The organism is Pseudomonas sp. TH37, assembly GCF_016650735.1.
GTDB lineage: Bacteria > Pseudomonadota > Gammaproteobacteria > Pseudomonadales > Pseudomonadaceae > Aquipseudomonas > Aquipseudomonas farris.
Map to the genome: position 1 here is coordinate 189,657 of NZ_JAEKFD010000003.1, position 26,575 is coordinate 216,231.

The 26,575-nt window shown below is 60.4% G+C and carries 23 protein-coding genes; 12 read left to right on the forward strand and 11 right to left on the reverse strand.

What is annotated here, in order from left to right; genetic code table 11:
* Positions 1-255 precede the first annotated feature (255 nt).
* Positions 256-1,104: a cache domain-containing protein gene (locus tag JFU11_RS10120; RefSeq protein WP_201060541.1), complete on the forward strand. Its 849-nt coding sequence runs from the start codon at positions 256-258 to the stop codon at positions 1,102-1,104.
* A 54-nt stretch (positions 1,105-1,158) separates the two neighbouring features.
* On the opposite strand, the gene JFU11_RS10125 is transcribed toward JFU11_RS10120, so the two are convergent.
* Positions 1,159-2,676 (reverse strand): MDR family MFS transporter, encoded by a 1,518-nt coding sequence (locus JFU11_RS10125; protein WP_201060542.1) that lies wholly within the window; start codon positions 2,674-2,676, stop codon positions 1,159-1,161.
* A 78-nt stretch (positions 2,677-2,754) separates the two neighbouring features.
* On the reverse strand, positions 2,755-3,948 hold the full coding sequence (pobA, locus tag JFU11_RS10130; RefSeq protein ID WP_201121283.1) for a 4-hydroxybenzoate 3-monooxygenase: 1,194 nt from the start codon (positions 3,946-3,948) through the stop codon (positions 2,755-2,757).
* Positions 3,949-4,127: 179 nt separating this feature from the next.
* Between pobA and JFU11_RS10135 the strand changes: the two genes are divergently transcribed.
* Positions 4,128-5,024, forward strand: a complete 897-nt coding sequence (locus JFU11_RS10135; protein WP_123719327.1) for a helix-turn-helix domain-containing protein — start codon at positions 4,128-4,130, stop codon at positions 5,022-5,024.
* 147 nt (positions 5,025-5,171) lie between these two features.
* On the opposite strand, the gene JFU11_RS10140 is transcribed toward JFU11_RS10135, so the two are convergent.
* Positions 5,172-5,348: a hypothetical protein gene (locus JFU11_RS10140; RefSeq protein ID WP_167344819.1), complete on the reverse strand. Its 177-nt coding sequence runs from the start codon at positions 5,346-5,348 to the stop codon at positions 5,172-5,174.
* A gap of 192 nt (positions 5,349-5,540) precedes the next feature.
* On the reverse strand, positions 5,541-6,446 hold the full coding sequence (locus JFU11_RS10145) for a LysR family transcriptional regulator (protein WP_201060543.1): 906 nt from the start codon (positions 6,444-6,446) through the stop codon (positions 5,541-5,543).
* 114 nt (positions 6,447-6,560) lie between these two features.
* On the opposite strand from JFU11_RS10145, the gene JFU11_RS10150 reads away from it, so the two are divergent.
* A complete protein-coding gene (locus tag JFU11_RS10150) occupies positions 6,561-7,442 on the forward strand; it encodes an MBL fold metallo-hydrolase (RefSeq protein ID WP_201060544.1) in 882 nt (293 codons plus the stop codon).
* 217 nt (positions 7,443-7,659) lie between these two features.
* The gene (locus tag JFU11_RS10155; RefSeq protein ID WP_201060545.1) at positions 7,660-8,274 is read left to right on the forward strand and encodes an NAD(P)-dependent oxidoreductase; all 615 of its coding nucleotides are present in this window, start codon (positions 7,660-7,662) and stop codon (positions 8,272-8,274) included.
* A gap of 155 nt (positions 8,275-8,429) precedes the next feature.
* Here JFU11_RS10155 and JFU11_RS10160 read toward each other — a convergent pair whose 3' ends face one another.
* A complete protein-coding gene (locus JFU11_RS10160; protein WP_123719321.1) occupies positions 8,430-9,311 on the reverse strand; it encodes a LysR substrate-binding domain-containing protein in 882 nt (293 codons plus the stop codon).
* Between the two features lie 159 nt (positions 9,312-9,470).
* Between JFU11_RS10160 and JFU11_RS10165 the strand changes: the two genes are divergently transcribed.
* From JFU11_RS10165 to JFU11_RS10190, 6 genes are all read left to right on the forward strand, one after another.
* On the forward strand, positions 9,471-11,108 hold the full coding sequence (locus tag JFU11_RS10165; RefSeq protein ID WP_201060546.1) for a 5-guanidino-2-oxopentanoate decarboxylase: 1,638 nt from the start codon (positions 9,471-9,473) through the stop codon (positions 11,106-11,108).
* On the forward strand, positions 11,105-12,565 hold the full coding sequence (locus tag JFU11_RS10170; protein WP_201060547.1) for an aldehyde dehydrogenase family protein: 1,461 nt from the start codon (positions 11,105-11,107) through the stop codon (positions 12,563-12,565). Before JFU11_RS10165 ends, JFU11_RS10170 begins: the two co-directional genes overlap by 4 nt.
* A gap of 217 nt (positions 12,566-12,782) precedes the next feature.
* A complete protein-coding gene (locus tag JFU11_RS10175; RefSeq protein WP_007898368.1) occupies positions 12,783-13,886 on the forward strand; it encodes an ABC transporter substrate-binding protein in 1,104 nt (367 codons plus the stop codon).
* A 192-nt stretch (positions 13,887-14,078) separates the two neighbouring features.
* A complete protein-coding gene (locus JFU11_RS10180) occupies positions 14,079-14,987 on the forward strand; it encodes an ABC transporter permease (RefSeq protein ID WP_052967302.1) in 909 nt (302 codons plus the stop codon).
* Positions 14,984-15,832 carry an ABC transporter permease gene (locus JFU11_RS10185; RefSeq protein WP_123719318.1) on the forward strand — a complete coding sequence of 283 codons (849 nt, stop codon included), beginning with the start codon at positions 14,984-14,986 and terminating at the stop codon, positions 15,830-15,832. The genes JFU11_RS10180 and JFU11_RS10185 overlap by 4 nt, the downstream gene beginning before the upstream one ends.
* A 15-nt stretch (positions 15,833-15,847) precedes the next feature.
* Entirely contained in the window at positions 15,848-16,903 is a 1,056-nt protein-coding gene (locus tag JFU11_RS10190) for an ABC transporter ATP-binding protein (protein ID WP_052967300.1), read from the forward strand.
* A 131-nt stretch (positions 16,904-17,034) separates the two neighbouring features.
* Here the strand turns inward: JFU11_RS10190 and JFU11_RS10195 are convergent, their stop codons facing one another.
* A complete protein-coding gene (locus JFU11_RS10195) occupies positions 17,035-17,964 on the reverse strand; it encodes an AraC family transcriptional regulator (protein ID WP_052967299.1) in 930 nt (309 codons plus the stop codon).
* 335 nt (positions 17,965-18,299) lie between these two features.
* Here JFU11_RS10195 and JFU11_RS10200 point away from each other — a divergent pair, with 335 nt between their 5' ends.
* Positions 18,300-18,653: an antibiotic biosynthesis monooxygenase family protein gene (locus JFU11_RS10200; protein WP_123719317.1), complete on the forward strand. Its 354-nt coding sequence runs from the start codon at positions 18,300-18,302 to the stop codon at positions 18,651-18,653.
* A gap of 41 nt (positions 18,654-18,694) precedes the next feature.
* The gene (locus JFU11_RS10205; protein ID WP_030128151.1) at positions 18,695-18,925 is read left to right on the forward strand and encodes a hypothetical protein; all 231 of its coding nucleotides are present in this window, start codon (positions 18,695-18,697) and stop codon (positions 18,923-18,925) included.
* On the opposite strand, the gene JFU11_RS10210 is transcribed toward JFU11_RS10205, so the two are convergent.
* From JFU11_RS10210 to JFU11_RS10230, 5 genes are all read right to left on the reverse strand, one after another.
* On the reverse strand, positions 18,926-19,555 hold the full coding sequence (locus tag JFU11_RS10210; RefSeq protein ID WP_201060548.1) for a flavin reductase family protein: 630 nt from the start codon (positions 19,553-19,555) through the stop codon (positions 18,926-18,928). It lies immediately after the preceding gene.
* Between the two features lie 383 nt (positions 19,556-19,938).
* Positions 19,939-21,258 carry an MFS transporter gene (locus JFU11_RS10215; protein WP_123719316.1) on the reverse strand — a complete coding sequence of 440 codons (1,320 nt, stop codon included), beginning with the start codon at positions 21,256-21,258 and terminating at the stop codon, positions 19,939-19,941.
* A gap of 317 nt (positions 21,259-21,575) precedes the next feature.
* Positions 21,576-22,910, reverse strand: a complete 1,335-nt coding sequence (locus JFU11_RS10220; protein WP_052967295.1) for a sigma-54 dependent transcriptional regulator — start codon at positions 22,908-22,910, stop codon at positions 21,576-21,578.
* Positions 22,910-24,670 carry an ATP-binding protein gene (locus JFU11_RS10225; RefSeq protein ID WP_201060549.1) on the reverse strand — a complete coding sequence of 587 codons (1,761 nt, stop codon included), beginning with the start codon at positions 24,668-24,670 and terminating at the stop codon, positions 22,910-22,912. Before JFU11_RS10225 ends, JFU11_RS10220 begins: the two co-directional genes overlap by 1 nt.
* A gap of 237 nt (positions 24,671-24,907) precedes the next feature.
* Positions 24,908-26,431, reverse strand: coding sequence for a fumarate hydratase (locus tag JFU11_RS10230; RefSeq protein WP_123719314.1), 1,524 nt, complete (start codon positions 26,429-26,431; stop codon positions 24,908-24,910).
* Positions 26,432-26,575 lie beyond the last annotated feature (144 nt).

Here is a 26,575-nt window from a genome sequence, read left to right on the forward strand (position 1 = left end):
GGCTAGGGGCTGGCTGTGGCCAGGTTTTTTGTGGCGAGGGGGCTTGCCCCCGTTGGAGTGCGAAGCGCTCCCCTACATTCTTCCGGCTGCACCGCATGCTCAGGTTTTACGACTGCTGCGCAGCCGAACGGGGGCAAGCCCCCTCGCCACACAAAGTCTCTTTAAAACAAACCCTCCCCACCGTTTCCTGAATATTCATACATAGCCCCAAGCCGTCTACGCTCTTGAAACACCAATAAGAACGGGGAATGCGCAATGGGGGTTCTTCACAAGCTAGCCTGGCTGGGCGGGTTGCTTTTGCTGTGCCTGGGGCCAGTTCACGCCGCCACAACGGAAAAGGATGGCAGCCAGGCCGCCAAAGCCTTGCTGGAAAAAGCCCTGGCCTATTACCACGAGCAGGGTGACAAGGCTTTCGCGGCGTTCAGCCGTCAGGGCGAGTTTGTCGACAAGGATCGCTATGTCTTCGTGGTCGACACCAAGGGCGTGATGCTCGCCAGCGGTGGGCCATCTTCGGCGTTGATCGGTCGTGATGTGTCCGAGGTGCTCGGGCCGGAGGTGCAAAAAGCCTTCAAGGACGCCTTGAAAGTGCCGGAGGGCAACGGCATTCAGCAAGCCGAATACCGCTGGCAGAACTGGGCCGACGGTAAGGTTGAACGCAAGCATGTGTTTTATCAGCGCATCGGCCAGCGGATTCTGGCGGTCGGTTACTACCTGCCACGGGCCTCGCCGCAACAGGCGCAAGCGTTGCTCGATAAAGCAGCGGTCGATCTGGCCAAAAACGAAAAGGGCACGCTCACAGCGATCAACTCCCTCAAGGGCGGTTACTTGCAGGATGACCTGTACGTGTTTGTCGTCGACCTGGATACCCAGCGTTATGTCGCCCACGGCACCAATTTGCGACTGATCAATACCGATTTCAGCAAGATCAAGGATCCGGAAGGTAAGCCGGTTGGGGAGCCGATCCTGGCGCTGATGGCAAAGCAGGACTACGGCGAATACGAGTACCGCTGGAAAAACCCGGTGACTGGCAAAGTGGAAGACAAGCATGCCTACCTGAAAAAGGTCGGGCATTTTCTGGTGGCGGTGGGGTATTACAGCCCTTGAAGGGTAGACGTTGATCGTTCCCACGCAGAGCGCGGGAACGATCGGTCGGAGGGGTTAGCGAACCGTGTCCTCCCGCCCCCGCAACACTCTGTTCGGCATGGCAATCGCCGCCGCCAGCCCCAGCAGCGACACCGCCGCGCTGACCATCAGCAAATGCCGGAAGGTCAGCAGCAGCTCAGCGCGCAGGGCGTTTTGTGCATCCCCCGGTGCGGCGTTCAAACCATCGAGCAAGACATTCCCCGAACGCTCTTCGGCCATCAGCGACGAGCCGGCCAAGTGAGCGAAACTCGAATCCTGCAGCAACGCCAGCAGCAGCGCCGACATTAACGCCACACCCACTGCGCCACCCAGGGAACGGAATAGATTGGTGGTGCTGGTGGCGACGCCGATGTCCCGTTGTTCCACCGAGTTTTGCGTGCCCACCAACGATGTCGGGAACTGCATACCGCTGGCGATGCCGCTGAGCAACATGAACAGGCTGCTCAGCACAAACGCCTGAGGCGCACTGAACGCCATGCCGAGAATCGAGAACGGCATGAGCAGGGCACCGGTCAGGATCATCGGTTTATAACGACCGCTCACCGAGGTCTGGCGTCCGGCGAAATACGCGCCTATCGGCAAACCCATGGCCAGCGGCAACAGATGCAGCGCGGCGCTGTCGGCCCCGGCGCCGGTGACGCTCTGGAAGCGCAGCGGCATCAGCACGATCAAGGAAATCGCCTGGAAACTGGTGAAGAAAATCGTACACCAGCAAAGAATCGCACTGCGGTTGGTGAACAAGTGCATCGGCAGCAACGGTTCCCGCGCCCGCCGTTCATGCCAGACGAACACGGCCAGCACCACCACCGCACAACCGAGCAAACCCGACACTTCGGTGCTGCGCCAGGAATGGCCCTGGCCGACCTGAGTGATGCCCAGCAACAACGCCGTCAGGCCGATGATCATTAGCAAGGTGCCGAAGTAGTCGATGATCGGCTTGCGCTGCGGCACTGGCAAACCCACCAGCGTGCGGTGGGCTACCAGCCAGGCACCCAGGCCCAATGGAAGATTGATCAGGAACACCCAGCGCCAGGACAGGTATTCGGTCATGTAGCCACCGAGTACCGGGCCGGCCACGCTGGCCACCGCGTACATGCTGCTGAAGTAACCCTGATAGCGACCCCGTTCGCGGGGCGGAACGATGTCGCCGATAATCGCCTGGCTCACCGAAATCATCCCGCCGGCGCCGATACCCTGAAGGATCCGCGCCAGCACCAGTTGTTCCATGCTTTGTGCCATGCCGCAGAACAACGACGCCAGGGTGAACAGCCCCATGCCGAACAGCATCAACTTGCGGCGGCCATAGAGATCGCCGAGTTTGCCGTAGATCGGCACCGCCACGGTCATCGCCACCATGTACCCGGAAATCACCCAGGCCAGCAGGCTGACATCCTTGAGCTGCGCGGAAATGGCCGGCATCGACACGGCGACGATGGTCTGGTCCAGCGCGCCCAGAAAGATCGCCAGCATCAGGGCGATAAGAACGCTGCGAATGGCCGGTTTGGGCGTTTCAGGCTGGTTGAGATTGGTCACGGGTAAAACCTGCGGGCAGTAATGGACCCGCAGCAGGCAAGGCGAGCGGGATGCTCGCCAGTGTAAGTCGATAGGAGGCTATTCGATAGCCTCATATGGAAGCCCGACGTAATTTTCGGCAATGGTTTTTCGACCCGCCTCGGAGTCCACGAAATAGGCCAGCTCCGATTCGCTGATGCGCTGGCTGAACGCGTCGTGCTCGTCGAAGCGATGCAACATCGAGGTCATCCACCAGGAAAACCGCTCGGCTTTCCACACCCGCCGCAAGCAGACTTCGGAATACTTCTCCAGCAAATCCACACGGCCTTCGCGGTAAACCTTCAGCAGAATATTGAACAACGTACTGACGTCGCTGGCCGCCAGGTTCAACCCCTTGGCGCCGGTGGGCGGAACGATGTGCGCGGCGTCGCCGACCAGGAACATCCGCCCGTATTGCATAGGCTCGACCACGAAACTGCGCAGCGGAGCGATGCTTTTTTCGATTGACGGGCCGGTCACCAGCGCGCCGGCGAGGGCGGCCGGCAGGCGGGATTTGAGCTCATCCCAGAAGCGCTGATCGGACCAGTCTTCGACTTTGTCCTGGGCCGGAACCTGGAGGTAGTAACGGGTACGTGTCGGCGAACGCATGCTGCACAGCGCAAAACCCCGTTCATGCCGCGCGTAGACCAATTCTTCGTGGACCGGTGGCGTGTCGGCGAGAATCCCCAGCCAGCCGAACGGATAAACCCGCTCGAACACTTTCAGGCAATCCGTAGGAATCGACTGCCGCGCCACGCCATGGAAACCGTCGCAGCCGGCGATGTAGTCACAATCGAGTCGATACGTTTCGCCGTCCTTGTCGAAGGTGACAAAGGGTTCGGCGGTTTTCATGCCGTGGGGGACGACATTGCTGGTTTCGTAGATCGTCTGCGCACCGGCGTCCCGACGAGCGGCCATCAGATCGCGGGTGACCTCGGTCTGGCCATAGATCGTTACGGTTTTGCCGCCCGTCAACGCCTGCAAATCGATGTGTACCCGGCGCCCGTCGAGGGCCAGTTCGAAGCCTGTATGGACCAGCCCTTCGGCGTCCATGCGCCGACCCACTCCGGCCTGACGCAACAGCTCTACCATGCCTTGTTCGAGGACACCGGCGCGGATGCGTCCGAGCACGTAGTCCGGGGTCTGGCGTTCGAGGATCAGGGTGTCGATGCCGGCGTTATGTAGCAATTGGCCGAGTAGCAAGCCAGAGGGGCCGGCACCGATGATCGCGACTTGGGTTTTCAGTGTTTTCATTGTTTTTATGACTCGCAAGCTCCACACGGCCAAGACCGGTGAATGATTTTTATGGATCGAGTACTTGCATTTTTCACTTGCGAGTCTGTCAATTGAAGGGGAAAACTGAGCCGATACCTGTACATTCTGCCAATCGGTGCGATTATCGCCCCGTTACTCTCGAGGCCTGGATTGAAGTGATGAACAAGCCTGACCTGCCATCGATTCCGGTGTTCAAACTCTACGGTGAAAGCCTGGACTGGCCGACCCCTGACTTATTGCACTGTGAAACCATTTCCAAACGCAGCCGCGAACATCAATGGGAAATCAAACCCCACCGCCACGCCGATTTGTGTCAGTTACTCTTCGTTTTCAAAGGTCAGGCAGAGCTTGAAATCGAAGGCAAACGCTCACAATTGACCGAGCCGGCAATCCTGATTCTGCCGCCGTTATCGGTGCATGGTTATCGGTTTTCCGAGGACGTCGAGGGTTTCGTCGTCACGCTGGCCGCGCCGCTGATCGCCCACTTGCAAGCACAACTGGGCAATTCGGTGAACGCTCTGGCACAGGCCGAAAGCTACCCGGCGGGCAAGGACAGCGAGTACCTCAACAGCCTGTTTTCAGCGCTGCAAAGCGAGTACACCGGCCATCAACCGGCGCGGGAAATGCTCATGCATTCGCTGGTCAGCGTGATCATGGTGTGGATCAGCCGTCAGGTGATTCAGCGTCAAACCGCCACCCAGCGTCCGCAGCGGGCCCGGGAATACCTCAACGGCTTTATTCAACTGGTGGAAGAGACCTATCGCCAGCACGTCAAGGTCGAGGACCTGGCTCATCGGCTGGGGATTTCCGTGTCCCACCTCAACGGCACATGCCGTGAACTGGCGGGGCAACCGGCGTTGCAGATCATGCATGAGCGTCAGTTGCTGGAGGCCAAGCGCTTGCTGACCTACACCAGCATGACCATTTATGAAATGTCCGATGTGTTGGGGTTTTCCGATCCGACCAACTTCACTCGCCTGTTCAGGCGTCGCGTGGGGATTTCGCCCAAGGCTTTTCGCGACCGCTTGAAGGCCGATCAGGACAACGACGCCTGAACCTTGTGGCGAGGGAGCTTGCTCCCGTTCGGCTGCGAAGCAGTCGTAAATTTCGTTGAGTTCAGTTTCTCAGAAGTTATCCAATCGCAGGTTTTGGGGCCGCTTCGCCGCCCAACGGGGGCAAGCCCCCTCGCCACAGGGTGTTCGTTACCGGAGGGCGTTGAGGGTCGCGTTGTGGGGAATGCAGCGCTCGAAGTTGCAACTCGCGTATTCACGGGGAACTTGTCGCAACTGCTCGACACGCCAGGCGGCTGTGCCATACAGCGCCAATGTCGCCGCGCAAGTGATGAAAATGGCGAGGTATCTTTTTGTTTTGATGTTCATGGCGTTGACCTCTGAACGAATACCTTTCGGTACTGCTTTGAGCATAGGTCAGCGCGGGTGAGTTGTGTAGGAGCTGCCGAAGGCTGCGATCTTTTGATCTTGATCTTCTCGGCGCCGCTGAAGATCAAAAGATCGCAGCCTTCGGCAGCTCCTACAGGGTAATGCATTCCAAATCCAGGAGTTGGCGAAGCCTTAAAGCCCGATATCCCACTCCGGTTCTTCCGGAAATCTAAGCACCAGAAAATCCAGCATGCTGCGCAACGCCGCCGGCATGTGTTTGCGTGAGGCATACACCGCATAGATGCTCAGCTGCCGGGGCTTGGCCTGGGGCAACATGCGGATAAGTTCGCCGCTGTGGATATGCACGCCGGCCAGGTAACTGGGCAGCATCACCACGCCAGCCCCTGCCATCGTCGCGCGCAACAGCGTGCTGGCTTCGTTGGCGCTGATGTTGCCCTGCACCGGCACCGAGACGGGCTCGCCGTCCTGTTCGAAATGCCAGAGGCTCTTGCCGAAGTAGGAATGGGTCAGGCAGTTGTGCAGGCTGAGGTCCTCGACCCGTTGCGGTGTCGGGTGCTCACGCAGGTACGCGGGGGAAGCGCAGATCACCGAGCGGCAGACCGTCAGCCGCCGGGCGATCAGGTTCGGGTCCAGGTCGTTGCTGGTGCGGATGGCCAGGTCAATACGTTCATCCACCAGGTTCACCGTGCGGTCGAGCATTTGCATATCGATGCTGACGCCGGGGTAACGTTTGACGTAGGCCGCCATGGCGTCCGCCAGTTGCGCTTGGCCGAATGAGGTGCTGACGCTGATCCGCAACAGGCCTCGCGGTGCGTCGTCCGGTTCGCTGACGGCGGCTTGCATGTCGGTGGACAAATCGAGCATCTGCCGACAGCGAGGCAGGATCTCACTGCCGGCGGCGGTCAGACTCAATTTGCGCGTGGTGCGATGCATCAGGCGCGCGCCTACCCAATCCTCCAACTCCGCCAGATAGCGTGAAACCACCGGCCGTGACAGGTCCAGGTGATCGGCGGCGGCCGATTGGCTGCCCAGGTCCACCACCGTGACGAACACCCGCATTGCTTGTAGACGATCCATGATTTGCCCGATTTCAGAAACAAACTATGTTCAAGCATCGCATTTTTTGTATCGAACCAGGCAACTAAGCTCTGTCCCATCGCCAAGCATGGCATTCGGACAACGGAGCAACAGATGATCGGCTTCACTTCACTCAAACGCATTCTTCTGGCAACCGCCACGCTCGGCTTCGCAGCCCATGCCGCTGCGGCGTCCACCCTGACGCTGGACGTCTACAACCCTGGCACCAACGCGATCTTCCCGGTGACCTCGGTGCTGGTCAGTGGCGAGAAGGAAGCGATTCTGGTGGACGCGCAATTCGGCAAAGCCCAGGCCGAACAGGTGGTGGAAAAAATTCGCGCCAGTGGCAAGCAACTGACCACCATCTACATCAGCCACGGTGACCCGGATTACTACTTCGGCCTCGACACCGTCACCAAAGCGTTCCCGAAAGCCAAGGTGCTGGCCTCGCAACCGACGGTTGATCACATCAAAAAAACCGTCGACGGCAAACTGACGTTCTGGGGCCCGAAAATGGGCGCCGACGTACCGAACAAAACCATCGTGCCGCAGGTGCTCAAGGGCGATAGCCTGATGCTGGAAGGGCAGAAACTGCAGGTGATCGGCCTGGACGGCAAGCAGCCGGATCGTAGCTTTGTGTGGATCCCGTCGATCAAGGCTGTGGTCGGTGGCGTGGTTGTCGCTGAAAACATTCACGTGTGGATGGCCGACACCCAGACCCCGCAATCCCATGCCGATTGGCTGACGACGTTGCATGCGATCGAAGCGCTGAAGCCGAAAACCATCGTGCCGGGTCACTACCTCGGTGAGAGCGCGCGTTCTCTGGCGGCGGTGCAATTCACCGCCGATTACATCAAGGCTTTCGACGAAGAAACCGCCAAGGCGAAAGACGCTGCCGAACTGATCGCCGCAATGAAAAAACGCTACCCGACCCTGGGCGAAGAAAGCTCGCTGGAGCTGAGCGCCAAAGTCGCCAAGGGCGAGATGAAGTGGTAATCCGCTGCAGCTGAAACTGCTTACCTGTGGCGAGGAGCTTTGTGGCGAGGGGGCTTGCCCCCGTTGGAGTGCGAAGCGCTCCCCTACATTCTTCCCGCTGCACCGCATGCTCAGGTTTTACGACTGCTTCGCAGCCGAACGGGGGCAAGCCCCCTCGCCACACTGATCAATGCAAACCAAGTAACTTCGCGTACACCCAAACCAACTGGAGAACGTCATGAGTAACATCGCAATCATCGGTGCCACCGGTCGTGCCGGTAGCCAACTGTTGGAAGAAGCCCTGCGTCGCGGTCACAGCGTCACTGCCATCGCCCGCGACACCTCGAAAATCGCGCCGCGTGCCGGTGTGGTGAGCAAAAACGTAGACGTGCTCGACGCTGCTGCATTGCAAGCCGCCGTGGCCGGGCATGATGCGGTGATCAGCGCCGCGCATTTCTCCACCATCCCTGCCAGCGCGATTATCGAGCCGGTGAAGAAGGCCGGGGTCAAGCGTCTGCTGGTGGTCGGCGGTGCCGGTTCGCTGTTGCTGCCGAATGGCTCTCGGGTGATCGACAGCGAAGGTTTCCCGGAGGAATACAAGGCCGAGGCCAGCGCCGGTGCCGCGTTCCTGAATACTTTGCGTCAGGAAAAGGACCTGGACTGGACCTTCCTGTCGCCGTCGGCAGAGTTTGTCGAAGGTGAGCGCACCAGCACGTTTCGGGTCGGCAAGGATGACTTGCTGGTGAGTGCCGAAGGCCGTAGCTGGATTACCTTTGCTGACTTTGCGATTGCGCTGATCGATGAAGTGGAAACGCCGAAGCATTCACGGCAGCGGTTTACTGTCGGGTATTGAGTTCACTGATCACTTGTGGGAGCGAGCCTGCTCGCGAAGGCGGACTTACATTCAACATTGATGTCGACTGTACGGCCTTTATCGCGGGCAAGCCCGCTCCCACAGGACAGCGGATATCCTGTGGGAGCGGGCTTGCCCGCGATGCTTTTTGGGTTTCAGCGGCTCTGAGCCTGTTCCACCAACCACCCCATCAATTCGCGCAACTTCGGCGAAGGCTCCGGTTTTTCGGGGAACACCAAGTAATACGCCAACCCTGTTTTCACCTTCAAGTCAAAGGGCATGACCAGCCGTCCGGCACTCAGGTCATCGCCGATCAACGACCAATCGCCAATCGCAACCCCCGTTCCCTGAGACGCCATCGACATCGCCAGGTCCAGGGTTTCGAAATGCTGACCTTTGCCGACATTGCTCAGCCGAATATCCGCAACCTTCAGCCAGGCATTCCAGTCCCGTTCATCGCGGGTGGGGTGCAGCAACAAGTGTTGCTGCAGATCGGCCGGTGTCTGCAAAGCCATCGGCCCTTCAAGCATCGGTCGGGAACACACGGGCGTCAGTTGCTCATCGAACAGATGCCGGGAGGCCAGTGAGCTGTCCGGCGGCGCGCCATACATCACCGCCGCATCGAACTGCTCGCGATGAAAATCCACGCCGTGTTTCACCGTGGTGGTCAATTCCACCGGTACATCCGGGCGTTCCTTTTGCCACTGCAACAGGCGTGGCAACAGCCAGCGCATCACGCAGGTCGGGGCTTTCAGTTGCAGGGTTTCGCGCTTCTCGCCGATCTGCTCCACCGCCTCGTCGATCAGGCCGAAAATCTGCTGCACCCGTGGCAGCCATTCCCGTCCTTCGGCGGTCAGGCTCAAGCCCCGCGCCTGGCGAATGAACAGCTCATAACCCAGATGATCTTCCAGCCCGGCGATCTGCCGGCTCACCGCGCCTTGGGTGATGTGCAATTGTTCGGCGGCCCGGGTGAAGTTGCAGCACTGCGCGGTGATCAGAAAAGTGTGCAGCGCCGGCAGGGGAGGCAATCGTTTCATTGGGATCCAAGGTATGACGTGAGGACATGGCTAGTATGACTTTTTATCCATTGTTGCGGCTACGTGTCGCCCGTTCCAATGAGGCCATCCCTGGACCTGCCAACCCATCATAAACACTGCGCAGGCCCGGCGTCTCAAACGAACAAAAAGGGCAAAGACATGGCGACGTGCGGCGAAGTATTGGTCAAGTTACTCGAAGATTACGGGGTCGAGCAGGTGTTCGGCATTCCCGGGGTGCATACCGTGGAGCTGTATCGCGGGCTGGCCCGTTCGAGCATCAACCACGTCACTCCGCGTCACGAACAGGGCGCCGGTTTCATGGCCGACGGTTATGCGCGCACCAGCGGCAAACCGGGTGTGTGCTTCATCATCACCGGCCCTGGCATGACCAACATCACCACCGCCATGGGCCAGGCTTACGCCGACTCGATCCCGATGCTGGTGATCTCCAGCGTGCAATCGCGCAGCCAATTGGGCGGCGGTCGCGGCAAGCTGCATGAACTACCAAACCAGAGCGCACTGGTCGGCGGCGTGGCAGCGTTCTCCCACACCTTGATGTCGGCAGCTGAATTGCCGGGCGTGTTGGCCCTTGCCTTCGCGCTGTTCCAGGCTGGCCGTCCGCGTCCGGTACACATCGAAATCCCGTTGGACGTGTTGGTCGAAGAGGCCGATGACTTGCTCGCCAGCGTGCCGGTGAACATTGATCGCGCCGGTGCTTCGCCAAGCGCGATCAGCCGCATGACCGACTGGCTGGCCGGGGCCAAGCGCCCGTTGATTCTCGCTGGTGGCGGTGCCATCGACGCGGCGGCCGAGCTGACCGAATTGGCGGAACTGCTGGATGCGCCGGTGGCCCTGACCATCAATGCCAAGGGCATGCTCGAGTCCAGTCATCCGCTGCTGATCGGCTCGACCCAAAGCCTGGTAGCCACTCGCGCGCTGGTCGCCGAGGCCGACGTGGTGCTGGCCATCGGCACCGAACTGGCCGAAACCGATTACGACGTCACCTTCGCTGGCGGCTTCGACATTCCCGGCGTGCTGCTGCGCGTGGACATCGACCCCGACCAGACCGTGCGTAATTACCCGCCGAAAGTCGCGTTGGTGGCCGATTCGCGCAACGCCGCTCAGGCCTTGCTGAGTGCGCTGTCCCACAAGTCGCTGGCCGAGCGTCGCAACGATTGGGGCCAGGTGCGTGCCGCGCGTTTGCGCGATGAACTGGCTGCGACCTGGGACGCCCCGACGCTGGCCCAGACTCGCTTCCTGGAAACCGTTTTGCACGAATTGCCGAACGCGGTTTTTGTCGGCGATTCGACCCAACCGGTGTACACCGGCAACCTCACATTCAACCCGGAACGCCCGCGCCGCTGGTTCAACTCGTCCACCGGTTACGGCACCCTCGGTTACGCCTTGCCGGCAGCGATTGGTGCCTGGCTTGGTGGCAGCATCGAAGGCGGCGCACGGCCTCCGGTGGTGTGCCTGATCGGCGACGGTGGTCTGCAATTCACCCTGCCGGAACTGGCCAGTGCGGTGGAAGCACGCACCCCGGTGATCGTCCTGTTGTGGAATAACCAGGGCTACGAAGAGATCAAGAAATACATGGTCAACCGCGACATCGAGCCGGTTGGCGTGGACATCTACACCCCGGACTTCATTGGTGTGGCCAAGGCTCTGGGCTGCGCGGCCGAGGCGGTCAGCGGTGTCGAAGAACTGCGCAGTGCATTGCGTCTTGCCACCGATCGCCAGGGTCCGACCCTGATTGAAATCGATCAGACCCAGTGGATGAAGGCGGTGTCGAAATGAGTTCTTCTACAACGTTCCCGACCACGCTTGATGGCCTGTACATCGACGGCCAATGGTCGGCAGGCAACGAACATTTGCGCGTGATCAACCCGGCGACCGAAGCACTGCTGACAACCGTCAACGGCGGCGATGAACACGCTGTCGATCAGGCCGTCACGGCGGCGACCAACGCTTTCAAAGCGTGGTCGAAAACCACCGGTACCGAGCGCGGGGCGATCCTGCGCAAAATCGCCGCAGGCGTGCAGGCCGGTCGCGAACAGTTGATGAAATTGCAGTCGAGCAACAACGGCAAACCGCTGTTCGAAGCGGCCATTGATGTCGACGATGTAATCGCCACGTTCGAGTATTACGCCGATCTGGTCGAAGGCCTGGACGCGAAACAGGACAGCGCGGTGGCGTTGCCGAGCGACGATTTCAGCGCCCGTTTGCGCCGCGAGCCGTGCGGTGTGGTGGGGCTGATCGTGCCGTGGAATTTCCCGATGGTCACCACCGCCTGGAAACTCGCCCCGGCCCTGGCCGCCGGTTGCTGCGTGGTGCTTAAACCGTCGGAAGTGACGCCGCTGCCGGAGCTGGAACTGGCGACGATCATTGCCGAGGCCGGTCTGCCAAACGGTGTGTTCAATCTGGTCTGCGGCACCGGCCTGGCTGTTGGCGCACCACTGTCGGCTGACCCACGCATCGCCAAGATTTCCTTCACCGGCAGCAACGCAGTGGGGGTGCAGGTGATGCAGCGGGCGGCGGAAACCGTGAAGGGTGTGAGCCTGGAACTGGGCGGCAAATCTTCGCTGCTGGTACTCGCCGATGCCGATATCGAATTGGCGGTCGAAGTGGCCTGTGGCGGCGGTTTCTTCAACGCCGGGCAGATGTGTTCCGCCACCAGCCGCGTGCTGGTTGCCGAGGAGTTGGCGGATCAATTTGTAGCGCGATTGAAGGCGCGTGCCGAAGCCATTCGCGTGGCCGACCCGTTCGACCCGAGCGTGGAAATGGGCGCACTGGTCAATCAGGCGCAATACCAACGCGTGCTGGGCCACATCGATCGTGGTTTGAGCGCTGGGGCGAAGCTGATCTGCGGCGGTAATCGCCCGGCAGACCTGCCACGCGGCTATTTTTTGCAGCCGACCATTTTCATCGACGTGCCCCTCGACAGTGCGCTGTGGTGCGAAGAGATTTTCGGCCCGGTGATCTGCGTGCGCAGTTTCAGCTCTGAAGCCGAGGCGATTGCCCTGGCCAATGACAGCCAGTTCGGCCTGGTGGCCAGCGTGGTCACTCGTGACAGCGAGGCTGCGGATCGCGTCGCCAACGCTTTGCAGGCGGGGCTTGTGTGGATCAACGCGCCGCAAGTGATCTTCCCGCAGACGGCCTGGGGTGGCTACAAACAGAGCAGCATCGGCCGCGAATTGGGGCCGTGGGGCTTGCAGGCTTTCCAGGAAATCAAACACGTGATTCGGGCCGTCTGACAGCACGAAAAAGGTGAGCGCATGCCTCGCGATGAGGCATGCGCCAGCGTCATGGCTTCAATGAGTTTTTATCGATAGTCAGGTGTTTTGCACGACCTCAGGATGAACCCGCTGGCATCGCCAAGGCCCATTGAACCGGGGGCTTGAAGCTGATCTGGCCGCGCGGATGCAACGGTTGCGACCAACCTCATACTTAAAAAAACAAAGGGAGTCCTTCATGGGCGAGCACGATCTGAACAGACGTCAATTCATCAAAACCGTGGGCGTGGCGTCCGTGGCTGCGGCGGCCATGAGCATGCCGTTCATCAAGGCCAATGCCAGCGATACGCGCTTCCAGGGCAAGACCCTGCGTTTGCTGACCTGGTCCGATGACACCGGCCTCGCGGCACTGCGCAACATCGCGGCAACCTTCGAAGCCAAGTACGGCTGCAAGGTCATCGCTGACCGCACCGGCAGCACCTCGGAAATGGTCGCCAAACTCAAGGCCGGCGGTGATCGTCCGCAGTACGACATCATCACTCTGGCCGGCGTCGGCGCCGAAGGTCTGGCCGCCGCCAACCTGCTGGAAAAACCCGATCTCAACCGCATCCCTAACCTGATCGACGTGCCGGAGCAATACCGCACCGGCGCCAACGGTCACGGCATCGGTTACCTGCTGTGGTGCAACAGCCTGGTCTACAGCACCCGCACCATCAAAGAAGCGCCGGACAGCTACGCCGCCCTGTGGGACGCAGAACTGTCGCCGAACATCTTCCTGCCGCCACCGAACTGGACCGAGGCCATGGACCTGATCATCATCGCCGCCAAACTGGCCGGTGGTGACGAACACAACATCGAGCCGGGCTTCAAGAAACTCGCCGAGCTGAAAGATCGCGTCGTGACCTTGGGCGAAAACCCGAACCAGATTGCCGAGCTGTTCCGCACCGGTTCCCTGGACATGGGCGGCTTGTACGCGCCGGCGTTTTTCCCGAAACAGATTCGCGATCCGGCCTACGGCCTGGGTGCCACGTTCGGCATGAAGGAAGGCTTCTACACCGACCTGATGTTGTCGGTGATGCCGAAGAATCGCCCGGGCGATATCGACCTGGCCTACGCCTTCATCAACCACTCTCTGGACCCGCTGGTGCAGGGCAAGATGGCCGAAGACATCTACAACGGCCCGGTCAACGCCAAGGCGATCATCTCCGCCGAAGCGCGCAAGAGCCCGTACATCCTCACGCCGGAGCAGATTGCCGAGAAGGCGATCATGCACGACAACGCCTTCCTGGCCACCGTGCATGACCAATGGATTCGTCGTTACACGGAAATCTTTTCTTCCTGATCGAGTGGCGAACACAGTTCTTTAGAACACTGCAAAACACTGTGGGAGCGGGCTTGCCCGCGATGATGGCCTCCCTGTCGATAATGATGTGACTGACAGATTGCTATCGCGGGCAAGCCCGCTCCCACAGGGTTCACGGTGGTTTCGAAGGTTGTGCTCGCTCAGCTGCTTTCCATTGACGAGACCCTTGCTATGGAACACCAACCTCTGACCCATCCGGTAAGCGCCGCACCCGTGCGCATAAATCGGGGTGTCTCACCTACGGCGCGTGCCTGGTTTTTCCTCTCGCCGTCGATGCTGTTTCTCGGCGTGCTGATTGCCGCCAGCCTGCTGGTGCTGCGCATGAGCGTCGGCACCAAAGGCGCGGAGTGGACCGGGTTCAGCCTGGCCAGTTACGCCCAATTGCTGGAACCCTATTACCTCAAATCGTTGCTGCTGACGTTGCGCCTGGCGCTGATCAGCGCGGTGATTGCGGTGCTGCTGGCGATCCCGGTGGCTTACACCATGTCACGGCTGACCTCGCCATTTGTGCGGCGGATCTTCCTCGCGGCGGTGCTGCTGCCGTTGTTGGTCAACCTGTTGCTGCAAAGCTACGGCTGGCTGGTGATCCTCGGGCCGGGCGGGATGCTCAATCAGGCGCTGATGGGCCTGGGCCTGATCAAGCGCCCGATCATGCTGCTCTACAACCAGAATGGCGTGTTGATGGGCCTGGTGCAAACCGCGTTCCCGTTGGCCGTGCTGCCGATTGCCAGCGCCATGCGCGGCGTCGCCCGCACTTACGAAGAAGCCGCTGCCACCCTCGGCGCCAGTCGCTTGCAGGTGTTTCGCCAGGTGGTGTTGCCGATGAGCTTGCCGGGGATTATCACTGGCGCGACGTTGGTGTTCGCCTACAACGCCAGCAGTTTTGTGGTGCCGCTGCTGCTCGGTGGTCGGCGCGTGCCGATGCTGGCGGTGATGGTGCATGACCAGATCGCTCCGCTGATGAACTGGCCCGCTGCGTCTGCTGCTGGTGTGGTGCTGATCGTTACCACCCTGGCGATCATGACCTTGTCCGAATACATCACTGGCCGTCGTCGGCGCATGCTGGAGGCTTCCCAATGAGCACCCTGATCAAGAAGCGCCACTCGCTGCTGCCAGGCGATACCGGCAAGTTCGCCGGCATCCTGTCGGGCTTCATTCTGCTGCTGGCGGTGCTGCCGATTTTGACCATGATCGTCATGTCGTTCAGCGGTGCGTCGAACCTCGACTTCCCGCCCAGCAGCTATAGCCTGCAATGGTACAAGGCTGCCTGGAACACCTTCGTGTCACCAGACTCCAGCGATGTGTTGAGCCTCGGCAAAGCCATGACCACCAGTTTGATGGTGGCCTGTCTGACCATGATTTTCGCGACAATCATCGCGGTGCCGGCAGCCTACGCCCTGACCCGTTGCGAGTTCCGTGGCAAGTCCGTGGCGCTGCAATTGATGTCGCTGCCACTGGTGTTCCCGATGGTGGTGTTGGGTCTGGCTTTGCTGCTGGTGTTCGACAGCCTGCCATTCCACATCACCACCTCGCGATTGGTAATTGCCCACGTGATTCTGGCGCTGCCGTTCGTGGTGAAAAACTGCACCGCGGCAATGCTCTCCATCGGCAGCGAAGTCGAAGAGGCCGCGCAAATGCTCGGCGCTTCACCGACTCGGGCGATTGTCGATGTGGTGGTGCCGTTGATGAAATCAGGGATTCTGGCGGGCATGCTGCTGGCGTTCATCGTCTCGTTCAACGAATTCACCGTGACCTATTTCCTCTACACCATCGACGTCATGACCGTGCCGATCTGGATGTACAGCCGCACCGTGTCTTCGCTCGACCCTACCGTTTTCTCGTTTGCCGTGCTGATCGTGCTGATCGACTTCGTCCTCATTTGGGCGTTGGAGAAGCTGGTCGGTGAAGGTGGCGTTTCGTTCTGATTCTTGAGGTGCAACATGACTGGTCTGATTCTGGAAAACGTCGAGAAACATTACGGCTCGGCCTGCGCGGTAAAGGATGTGAACCTGCATTTGCCTGAGGGCAAACTGGTGTGTTTTCTCGGCCCTTCGGGCTGCGGTAAAACCACCTTGCTGCGGATGATCGCCGGGCTTGAAACCCTGACCGGTGGCGAGATTCGCCTGGACGGTGAAGACATCGGCCATACGCCGGCGCACCAGCGCAATTTCGGTATGGTGTTTCAATCGCTGGCGCTGTTTCCGCACATGACCGTGGGGGAGAACATCGCCTATCCGCTGAAACTGCGCGGGGTCAGCAAGGCTGATCAACAGGCACGGGTGGTGGAGTTGCTGGAGCTGATTCAGCTACAGGAAATGATTGATCGCCCGGTGGCGAAACTCTCCGGCGGTCAGCGTCAACGCGTGGCGATTGCCCGGGCGATTGCCTCGCGGCCGAAAATCCTTCTGCTCGACGAACCGCTGTCGGCGCTGGACGCCAAGCTGCGTGAGTCGATGCAGGTGGAAATCCGTCAGCTGCAACAGCGTTTGAACATCACCACGATCATGGTCACCCACGACCAGCGCGAAGCCATGACCATGGCTGACATCGTGGTGGTGCTAGGTGAGCATCGGGTGCAGCAGGTGGGTACGCCGATTGAAATCTATCGGCATCCGGCCAATGAGTTCGTCGCGGACTTTATTGGTTCGGGAAACATTTTCCCGGCCACGGCGCTGGGCAACGGCAAGGTCAGTTTGCCCGGTGGCGATGCGCTGCAAGTGCCAATCTGCAGCAGCATTGTGGTGGGGGAAAAGGTGAAAATGCTGATTCGCCCGGAAGACCTGCAACTGTCGCAACCCCAGGCGACGGCGGGGAATCGGTTGCTCGGGAAGGTGACGTTTGTGCGGGATATCGGGGCGACGATTGAAACCACCGTCGAGTGTTCCGGGGTGTCGTTTACCGCGTTGAGCACGCCGTGTCAGGGGGTTGGTTTGAGCATTGGCAATCCGGTGTCGGTGACGTTGCCGGCGGAGGCGTGCCGCGTGTTGAGCGCCTGATCCAGATTTGATGTTGGCCTTTCTGGCCTCATCGCGGGCAAGCCCGCTCCCACAGGGGTTGGTGTACACCGGTCCAATGTGGGAGCGGGCTTGCCCGCGATGGGGCCATCAGCCACACAACAAATGTCAGATCAAACCGACAACCGCAACCGCGCCAAATCCCGGAGCGGCGGCGCGCCAAACAATCGGCTGTACTCCCGGCTGAACTGGGAGGGGCTTTCATACCCCACCCGATAACCCGCCGCCGAAGCTTCCAGCCCTTCGGCCAGCATCAACCGCCGCGCCTCTTGCAGGCGCAACTGCTTCTGATACTGCAGCGGACTCATCGCCGTCATTGCCTTGAACCGGTGATGCAAAGTCGACACGCTCAGGTTCACTTCCCGCGCCAGATCATCGATGCGCAGCGGTTGCTCATAATTGCCGTTGAGCCATTTGATCGCCTGGCTGATGCGATGGCTCTGGCTGTTGGCGATGGCAATTTCATACAGCCGATGACCCTGCTGGCTGCGCAACAGCCGATACAGAATCTCTCGACGAATCAGCGGCGCCAGCATGGCGATGTCTTTAGGTGTGTCCAGCAAACGTGCCAGACGCAGCACGGCATCGAGCATTGCCGTGTCGATCTGCTCGACATACAGGCCACGGCCAGTAGGCCGTGTGGGTACGCCGATGGGGCCGGCGTCGGCAATCAACGCGCTGATTTCCGCCGGGTCGATGTCCAGCCGCACGGCGAGGATCGGCTCCTCGGGCGAGACATTCACCACCCGCCCGCTCAAAGGCATCGAGACCGAGACCACCAGATAATTCAGCGGGTCGTAATTGAAGTATTCATCCGCCAGCCGCACTTCCTTGCGCCCCTGGGCCATGATGCACAGGGCCGGTTGCGCCAGCACCGGGGCGAAGTCGTGGTTTTGACTGTGGCGCGACATGAACAGCGAACCGACGGCGGTGGCATAAGTGCCATCCTCCATCGTGTTACGGCGGATGAGGGCGGCCAGTTCCGCGCGCTGTTTTTCCATGTCGGCATCCAGCGGGACTTGAAAATGATCGAGCGACGACATGCAGGGCATCCTCGGTGACGCGTTGGTAATGGGCTGAGCTTAAATTTGTGCAAGGGACAGCGGTAGACACATCCTGCCAAAAGCTTGCCTGATTCTGCACGAGGTAAATACGCGAGGCTGCTATGGCAGGTCAGCGCCGGGAAAACTTGCTTGAAAGTCGTGTTGCAGCGATGTGACAGTGGTTTACATGTTGTTACAGACGTTTTTTGCAGCCGCGCAGGATTGTGCAACAAGCCGGCAGGAATCGACTAACGACGACCAGGGCGCGCCGCCTAATCTTGGATCCTGTCGCAGCCCGTCCCTGGCTGCCACTGAATGACCTGGGAGGGTTGAACATGTCTACGCAAATCCCCGTCAGTCATATGGCCTTCGTCCGCGCCCGCGCCGGGCGTTCGGCAGAACTCGGTGCGCGCTTGAGCGCCCTGATCGAGCCATCGCGCAACGCGCCGGGTTGCCTGAGCTTTGCCCTGCAGCACTCGCAATGCGATCCGGAGCTGTGGCTGGTGTCCGGTTTCTGGGACAACCAACAGGCCATGACCGCTTACTTCGGCAGCCCGTCGATGCAGATTTTTGCCGAGCTGGTGCAGGAGTTGGTGGTCAATAGCCTGGATTTCCATACCTTCAAGGATGTCTCGGCGGCCCAGGCCCTTGGCCAGTCCAAGGCAGCGGTACACAAACTCGCCGGTTGAGGGTTTAATGGCGCAATTCTCCATTAGCCAGGATCCGCGACATGGCACGCAAAGCCTTTGAACACTTCGAAGCCGTTTCAGCAGTAGTACCGGGCGAGGGCGGTTACCACGCCGCGATTGCCGTCAAAGCCCTCGGCGGTTCCGGTGCCCCGCGTTTTCACAAAGTGCTGGAAAGCCAGACCTTCAAGACCGCTCATGAAGCCGACGAGGCCGCGGCCAAAGAGCTGACCCGCCTCAAAGACGTTAAAGAAGACGCCGACCTGCTCTGGTAATTACTTGACCGCCCCGGGGCGGAACATCTTGAACAATGCCTCTGACCCCAGCTGAAAGTAATCCGCCGGCCCGCCGCCGCGCAGAATCGGTTCTGCCGCGGCGGTGTCGTATACCCCATCCTTCAACAGCCATTTGGCGATGTGCACGGCGACCACTTCGCCGAGAATCAGCCAGCTCGGCACCACTTCCTTGTTTGCGCGCTGCAACTGAATGATCTGCGTGACCTTGCATTCAAAGGACACCGGGCTTTCGGCAACCCGTGGCACCTGAATGATTTTCGACGCGGCGGTGGTCAGCCCGGACAGTTCAAACTCATCGACCTCCGGCCCGACCATGGCGCAGCTCTGGTTCATCTGCTCGGCCAGTGGGCGGGTCGCCAGGTTCCAGGCGAATTCGCCGGTCTGCTCGATGTTGTTCAGGCTGTCTTTGCGCCCGACGCTGGAAAACCCAATGATCGGGGGGATGTAGTTGAAGGCGTTGAAAAAGCTGTAGGGCGCCAGGTTCAGGCGACCATTGGCGTCCTGGGAGGAAATCCAGCCGATAGGGCGCGGGCCGACGATGGCGTTGAACGGGTCATGCGGCAGGCCGTGGCCGTTGGCGGGTTCGTAGAAGTGGATGTCGTCGGGCATACAGTGAATTCCTGGAGCGTTCGGGAGGTGATCATGGTGCAAGGGCCCGCGGCATATTTCCAGCCCATCCTCGATCACTGTGGGAGCGGGCTTGCCCGCGATAGCGGTTTAACAGTCAACACAGATGTTGAATGTTATGGCCTCATCGCGGGCAAGCCCGCTCCCACAGGTTTTTGTGTGCTTCCCCAGAAATGACTAAGCCCGGCGAAGGCCGGGCTGTGGTGTTGCGTTCAGGGATCAGTTGGTGCGGGCAGAGTCATCTTGAGACCGAGTCGCGGCCATCGCGAGCAGGCTCGCTCCCACATTGGATCTGCGTACACCAGACCTTTGTGGGAGCGAGCCTGCTCGCGATGAGGCCAAAACAGCCACCATCAATGAAACTGTCAGTCCGTCTCGATCCGCGAATGCTTGCGGGTGTCTTTCATGGTCACGTACACCAGCAACGACACCGCGATGCATGCCGTGACATACCAGTAGTAACCGGTTTCCATGCCGATGCTCTTGAACCACAGCGCGATGTATTCAGCGGTGCCGCCGAAGATCGACACGGTCAGTGCGTACGGCAGGCCGACGCCCAGCGCACGGATTTCGGTCGGGAACAGTTCGGCTTTGACTACCGCGTTGATCGAGGTGTAGCCGCTGACGATGATCAGCGCCGCCATGATCAGGAAGAACGCGCCCCACCAGGTCTGGACGGTGTGCAGGGTGGTCAGGATCGGTACGGTGAACAGTGTCCCGAGAATACCGAAGGCGATCAGGATCGGCCGACGACCGACTTTATCCGACAGCCCACCGATGATCGGTTGCAGGCACATGAACAGGAACAGCGTGGCTGCGGAAATCGTGGTGGAGTCGGAGATGCTCATGCCGACGGTGTTCACCAGGTATTTCTGCATGTACGTGGTGTAGGTGTAGAACGCCAGCGTGCCGCCCATGGTCAGGCCGACCACGGTCATCAGTTCCTTCGGATGGCGCATCAAGGTGCGCATCGCGCTTTCCTTGGCTTTCTCTTTCTTGGTGAACGACTCGGTTTCTTCCATGCCACGACGCAGGTAGAGCGCGACCACGGCACACAGCGCGCCGATGGCGAACGGGATGCGCCAGCCCCAGGCGTACAGCTCTTCAGTGGTCAGGGTCTGTTGCAGCACGATCAGCACTGCCAAAGCGATGAGCTGGCCGGAGATCAGGGTCACGTACTGGAAGCTGGAGTAGAAGCCGCGACGATCCTTGGTCGCCATCTCGCTGAGGTAAGTCGCCGAGGTGCCGTACTCGCCACCGACCGACAGGCCTTGCAGCAAACGGGCGAAAATCAGCAGAATCGGTGCGCCGATACCAATGGTTTCATAACCCGGGCTCAGGGCGATCAGCAGCGAGCCGAAACACATCAGGTACACCGAAGCCATCAGCGCTTTCTTGCGACCGGCCTTGTCGGCGTAGAGACCCATCAACCAGCCACCGATCGGGCGCATCAGGAAGCCCACGGCGAAGATCGCGGCGGTGTTGAGCAGTTGTGCGGTGGTGTCGCCTTTGGGGAAGAAGGCTTTGGCGAAGTACAGGGAGAAGGCGGCGTAGACGTACCAGTCGTACCACTCGACCATGTTGCCGACAGAGCCGCTGAAGATCGATTTGATCCGGCTAGCGGTGGTTCTTTCTTTAGCCGGCGCGGCAGCCGACCCAAGAGGCAGGGCGTTAGAGTTATCCATTGAAGGATCCTTCGTTTAATTGTTTTTGTGGAGCGCGTTAAAACGCAGCCTGCTGGAGCTATAGCAGGAGCTGTGCCAAGGAGAGGAGGGCCGGTTTAGAGGGGGTAGCTGGATTTATTGAGCGGAAATCCGCTTATTCAGGGGCGGGTGCGAGCGGAAAACCGCTTATAGGGTCATGGGTTTCTTTGCCTGTGCCGGCCTCATCGCGGGCAAGCCCGCTCCCACAATGATCGAGTCGAACACAGATTTTTTGCATGACACCGATCCTGTGGGAGCGGGCTTGCCCGCGATGAGGTCCATACAGACACCACAAAAATTCAGCTGTCCTGCAAAAACATCTCACGGCTCAACCCATGCCGCTGCATCTTTTCATTAAAGGTCCGCCGCGGCAGTTGCAGTTCTTCTAGCACCGCTTTCACATCACCCTTATGCCGGGTCAACGCCGCGCGCAAGCAATGCGCTTCGAAGGCTTCCTGCTGCGCCGCCAGTGACTGGCCGGGGTCGATCCCCGCCGGTTCCGGTTCGCCAAGGCCCAGCACTTGTCGCTCGGCGACGTTCGCCAGTTCGCGGACATTGCCCGGCCAGTCGTGGCTCAGCAGATGGCTCAGTTGCGGCCCGCTCAAGGGCGCAAAGGTGCGGCCCAAACGCTCGGCAGCACTCTGCGCGAAGAACTCGAACAGCAGGGGAATGTCTTCACGCCGGTCACGCAACGGCGGCAGACGCAACTCGGCGACATTCAGTCGATAGGCCAAGTCTTCACGAAAACGTCCGGCCCGGGCTTCATCCAGCAAGTCGGGTTTGGTCGCGGCAATGATCCGCAAGTCCACGTGGATGCTCTGGTTGGAACCCAATCGCTCAAGCTTCTGCTCCTGCAATACCCGTAGCAGTTTCACCTGTTGGGCCAACGGCATGCTTTCGATTTCATCGAGAAACAGCGTGCCGCCGTCGGCGTATTCGAGCTTGCCGATGCGTTTACCCTGGGCGCCCGTGAACGCGCCGCTCTCATGACCGAACAGTTCGGCCTCGAACAACTGCTCGGGAATCGCTGCACAGTTCAGCGCCACGAAGGGCTTGTCCGCGCGGGGACCAAAGTCGTGCAGGCAACGGGCAACCAACTCCTTGCCGCTGCCGGTTTCGCCCCGGATCAGCACATTGACCGGCAACGTCGCCAGGTCCAGCACCTGCCGACGCAGCGTCTGCAAGCCACGGGAAACCCCCAGCAGGGTGGCATCGAGTTTGGCGCGATTGTCCGCTTGCTCGTGCAAGGCACGGTTTTCCAGCACCAGCCGACGCTTGTCCAGAGCCCGGCGCAGGCTGCTCAGCAGGGTTTCCGGACTGAAAGGCTTTTCGAGGAAATCGTAGGCGCCATCGCGCATCGCTTCGACGGCCATCGGCACATCGCCGTGACCGGTCAGCAAGATCACCGGCAAGTCGGCATCGCGACGCTGGACTTCGGCCAGCAGCTCCAGCCCCGTCATGCCAGGCATGCGCACGTCGCTGAGAATCACCCCGGGGAAATGTTTCGGCAGTTGCGCCAGACACTCGTCGGCGCGACTGAACAGTTGCACCTCGAACCCCGAAAGGCTCAGCCACTGTTCGACGGCGCTGCGGATGCTGCTTTCGTCATCGACCACCATCACCGAATTGAGCATCAAGCAGGCACCTCCAGATCAATGGGCAACGTCAGGGTGAACACCGCGCCGTTTTCACCATTATCGGCACTCAGGCGGCCGCCTGCTTCGTGAGCGATAGCGAACGAAACGGCCAGCCCGAGGCCCAGACCATCACCCACCGGTTTGGTGGTGAAGAATGGATCGAACACCTTGCCCAGATTCTCTTCGGCAATGCCGCCACCGTTATCGGCGACGGTCAGACGCCACAATTGTTCATCGGCTTCGAGGCGGATTTCCAGACGCTTGCAGGCTTTGTCGTGCATCGCATCCAGGGCATTGCGCAGCAGGTTGATCAGCACCTGTTCCAGACGAATCGCATCGCCACGCACCCAAGCCGGGCGAGTCAGATGTAGCACGGTGCTGATGTGCTCGTCACGCAGGCGCGCATCCAGCAACTGCAAGGATTGATCGACCACCGCCGCCAGGTCCAGCCGTTCGCGCAAACCGCTGGGGCTTTTGCGGGCGAAGGTTTTCAGGTGGCCGGTGAGGGCGGCCATGCGCGTGAGCATGTCGTCCACCGGTTTGAGCGCCTTGTAGGCATCGTCGACCCGACCGTGATCGAGTAGCAGCCTCAGAGTAGCAAGCTGCATGCGCTGGGCGGTCAGTGGTTGATTGATTTCATGGGCCAGCGCCGCAGACATCTGGCCGAGGGCTGCGAGTTTGGCTGATTGCACCAGCCCGTCCTGAGCGGTGCGCAAATCCCGGGTGCGTTCTTCCACCAGTCGCTCGAGTTCTTCACGGCTGCGCTGACGCATCTTGGCCAGGCGCCAGCGTTGGTTAAGGAATAGCAACAGAAACACCAGCGTCAGCCAGGCCCCAGCCGCGGCGAGCCCGGCGTTGCGGCGATCTTCGAACGCGACTTGCGGGCGACGCAATAGATGCAGCGTCCAGCCTTCGGCGGCCAGCGGCAGCGATTCCCAGAGGTAATCCGCCGTCCCGTCGGGACCAACGACCCGGGTCAGCGCACTGTTGTCGTCGAAGTGTCGCAGCGATTGATAGTCAAGCGGGGTCAGCGGTTGTTTATCGTATTGGCGGGTGGCTTTGAGCTCGGCGCGGTCGCTGTCGCTCAGCGGTTTCAATTGGCGATAGCGCCAGCCGGGCTGATTGGCGATGAAGATGATCCCGCGCGCATCGCTGACCAGCAACGTGTCACTGCCCTGACGCCATTCGCGCTCAAGTTCCGGGAACTCGAGTTTCACCACCATGGCCCCGAGGAACTCACCACCGTCGCTGGTCACCGCGCTGGACAGAAAGTAGCCGGGAATGCCGCTGGTCACACCCACCGCGTAAAAGCGCCCGGTGCCTTGGGTTCGGGTCTGGCTGAAGTAGGGGCGAAAACCATAGTTGTGGCCGACGTAGCTGCTGGGCAAACGCCAGTTGCTGGCGGCCACGGCCAGACCGGTGCGGTCGAGCAGTTCGAGGGTCGAGGACCGCGCGGCGCCGTTGATTTTCTCCAGTTTGCGATTCAACGCAAGCTGCTCTTCGGGGCTCACTTCACCGTTTAGCGCGGCGCGCAATTCCGGGTCCAGCGCCAATACGGCGGGCAGGGCGCGGTAGCGGTCGATCAGGGTGTGCAGGGAGTTGGCGTACAGCGCCAATTGCTGATTGGCCCGCGCGGCATCTTCCACCAACGCTTGGCGTTCGGTGTGACGGATGGCCAGGGTGGCGGCCAAGGCTGCACCCGCGATGATCAGCAGGGTATAGAACGACAGACGCAAGGTACGAGAAGTCGGCAGCATACTGTGGGAAACAGGTTGAAGGACGGGCGGGCACCATACCATGGGCCCGCGTTTCCTTCGTCCCGACATCACGTGTTCAGACGGAAGTAAATTTACTCGATCGAGAGCGCAACATGGTCTGGGTATACGCCAATTCGTTAGTGACCTCTGCTTAGATCGAAGGATTAAATCGATATCCAAAAAAAGGCCGGGTCGTCTGGGGAGACGGCCCGGCCTTTTTGGCAGTGAGGGAGGTGCTTACTGCACTTCCACCGCCAGGCTTTCACTGATCTTTTTCTGCCAGATCGCAGGACCGGTGATGTGTACAGACTCGCCTTTGCTGTCGACCGCAACGGTCACAGGCATGTCTTTTACGTCGAACTCGTAGATCGCTTCCATGCCCAGTTCGGCGAAAGCTACCACGCGGGATTTCTTGATGGCTTGCGCCACCAGATAAGCCGCGCCGCCGACAGCCATCAGGTAAACGGCTTTGTGGTCCTTGATCGCTTCGATTGCGGTAGGGCCGCGCTCGGATTTGCCGATCATGCCCAACAGGCCGGTTTGCTCGAGGATCTGACGGGTGAACTTGTCCATCCGCGTGGCGGTGGTAGGGCCGGCAGGGCCGACCACTTCGTCACCGACCGGATCGACCGGGCCGACGTAGTAGATGAAGCGACCTTTCAGGTCCACCGGCAGGGTTTCACCCTTGTTCAGCATCTCGACCATGCGCTTGTGCGCAGCGTCGCGACCGGTGAGCATTTTGCCGTTGAGCAGGACGGTTTCGCCCGGCTTCCAGCTCTGCACTTCTTCCGGGGTCAGGGTGTCAAGGTTGACGCGACGAGCCGACGGGCCGGCTTCCCAGACGATTTCCGGGTAGGCGTCCAGCGGTGGCGCTTCCAGCGAGGCCGGGCCGGAACCGTCGAGCACGAAGTGCGCGTGACGGGTGGCGGCGCAGTTGGGGATCATGCACACCGGCAACGAAGCGGCGTGGGTCGGGTAATCCATGATCTTCACGTCGAGCACGGTGGTCAGACCGCCCAGGCCCTGGGCGCCGATGCCCAGTTGGTTGACCTTCTCGAACAGTTCCAGACGCATCTCTTCGATACGGTTGGACGGGCCGCGCTTCTTCAGCTCGTGAATGTCGATGGATTCCATCAACACTTCCTTGGCCATGACGGCGGCTTTCTCGGCGGTACCGCCGATGCCGATGCCGAGCATGCCCGGTGGGCACCAGCCGGCGCCCATGGTCGGAACGGTCTTCAGTACCCAGTCGACGATCGAGTCGGACGGGTTGAGCATGGCCATTTTCGACTTGTTCTCGGAACCGCCGCCCTTGGCTGCCACGTCCACTTCCACGGTGTTACCCGGAACGATGGAGTAGTGAATAACGGCCGGGGTGTTGTCCTTGGTGTTTTTACGAGCGCCCGCCGGGTCGGCGAGGATCGAGGCACGCAGGACGTTTTCCGGCAGGTTGTAAGCCCGGCGCACGCCTTCGTTGATCATGTCGTCCAGGCCCATGGTGGCGCCATCCCAACGAACGTCCATGCCCACGCGCACGAACACGGTAACGATACCGGTGTCCTGGCAGATCGGGCGGTGGCCGGTAGCGCACATGCGCGAGTTGATCAGGATCTGCGCCATGGAATCGCGGGCTGCCGGCGATTCTTCACGCAGGTAGGCCTCGTGCATCGCCTGGATGAAATCCACGGGGTGGTAGTAGGAAATGAATTGCAGGGCGTCGGCAACGCTCTGAATCAGGTCGTCTTGCTTGATCACGGTCATGAGTCGCGCTCCTCTAAAAGACGGGAACATTCAATAAGGTGCTTGCAGCTTGGGTGCATCGGTCGGTTGCAAGCACCTTTCAAGGCACGCCGGGCATGCTGGCGCGACGCTAAAAAGGCGCGGCAGTATACCGCGCCTCGATGG

Coding starts and splice junctions, on each gene's coding strand:
- JFU11_RS10140 (WP_167344819.1), bottom strand. CDS start 5,348: ATGAACATCAAAACAAAAAGATACCTCGCCATTTTCATCACTTGCGCG.
- JFU11_RS10220 (WP_052967295.1), bottom strand. CDS start 22,910: ATGCTCAATTCGGTGATGGTGGTCGATGACGAAAGCAGCATCCGCAGC.
- JFU11_RS10165 (WP_201060546.1), top strand. CDS start 9,471: ATGGCGACGTGCGGCGAAGTATTGGTCAAGTTACTCGAAGATTACGGG.
- pobA (WP_201121283.1), bottom strand. CDS start 3,948: ATGAAAACACTGAAAACCCAAGTCGCGATCATCGGTGCCGGCCCCTCT.
- JFU11_RS10200 (WP_123719317.1), top strand. CDS start 18,300: ATGTCTACGCAAATCCCCGTCAGTCATATGGCCTTCGTCCGCGCCCGC.
- JFU11_RS10135 (WP_123719327.1), top strand. CDS start 4,128: ATGAACAAGCCTGACCTGCCATCGATTCCGGTGTTCAAACTCTACGGT.
- JFU11_RS10120 (WP_201060541.1), top strand. CDS start 256: ATGGGGGTTCTTCACAAGCTAGCCTGGCTGGGCGGGTTGCTTTTGCTG.
- JFU11_RS10150 (WP_201060544.1), top strand. CDS start 6,561: ATGATCGGCTTCACTTCACTCAAACGCATTCTTCTGGCAACCGCCACG.
- JFU11_RS10155 (WP_201060545.1), top strand. CDS start 7,660: ATGAGTAACATCGCAATCATCGGTGCCACCGGTCGTGCCGGTAGCCAA.
- JFU11_RS10185 (WP_123719318.1), top strand. CDS start 14,984: ATGAGCACCCTGATCAAGAAGCGCCACTCGCTGCTGCCAGGCGATACC.
- JFU11_RS10160 (WP_123719321.1), bottom strand. CDS start 9,311: ATGAAACGATTGCCTCCCCTGCCGGCGCTGCACACTTTTCTGATCACC.
- JFU11_RS10190 (WP_052967300.1), top strand. CDS start 15,848: ATGACTGGTCTGATTCTGGAAAACGTCGAGAAACATTACGGCTCGGCC.
- JFU11_RS10195 (WP_052967299.1), bottom strand. CDS start 17,964: ATGTCGTCGCTCGATCATTTTCAAGTCCCGCTGGATGCCGACATGGAA.
- JFU11_RS10215 (WP_123719316.1), bottom strand. CDS start 21,258: ATGGATAACTCTAACGCCCTGCCTCTTGGGTCGGCTGCCGCGCCGGCT.
- JFU11_RS10180 (WP_052967302.1), top strand. CDS start 14,079: ATGGAACACCAACCTCTGACCCATCCGGTAAGCGCCGCACCCGTGCGC.
- JFU11_RS10225 (WP_201060549.1), bottom strand. CDS start 24,670: ATGCTGCCGACTTCTCGTACCTTGCGTCTGTCGTTCTATACCCTGCTG.
- JFU11_RS10205 (WP_030128151.1), top strand. CDS start 18,695: ATGGCACGCAAAGCCTTTGAACACTTCGAAGCCGTTTCAGCAGTAGTA.
- JFU11_RS10230 (WP_123719314.1), bottom strand. CDS start 26,431: ATGACCGTGATCAAGCAAGACGACCTGATTCAGAGCGTTGCCGACGCC.
- JFU11_RS10145 (WP_201060543.1), bottom strand. CDS start 6,446: ATGGATCGTCTACAAGCAATGCGGGTGTTCGTCACGGTGGTGGACCTG.
- JFU11_RS10170 (WP_201060547.1), top strand. CDS start 11,105: ATGAGTTCTTCTACAACGTTCCCGACCACGCTTGATGGCCTGTACATC.
- JFU11_RS10210 (WP_201060548.1), bottom strand. CDS start 19,555: ATGCCCGACGACATCCACTTCTACGAACCCGCCAACGGCCACGGCCTG.
- JFU11_RS10175 (WP_007898368.1), top strand. CDS start 12,783: ATGGGCGAGCACGATCTGAACAGACGTCAATTCATCAAAACCGTGGGC.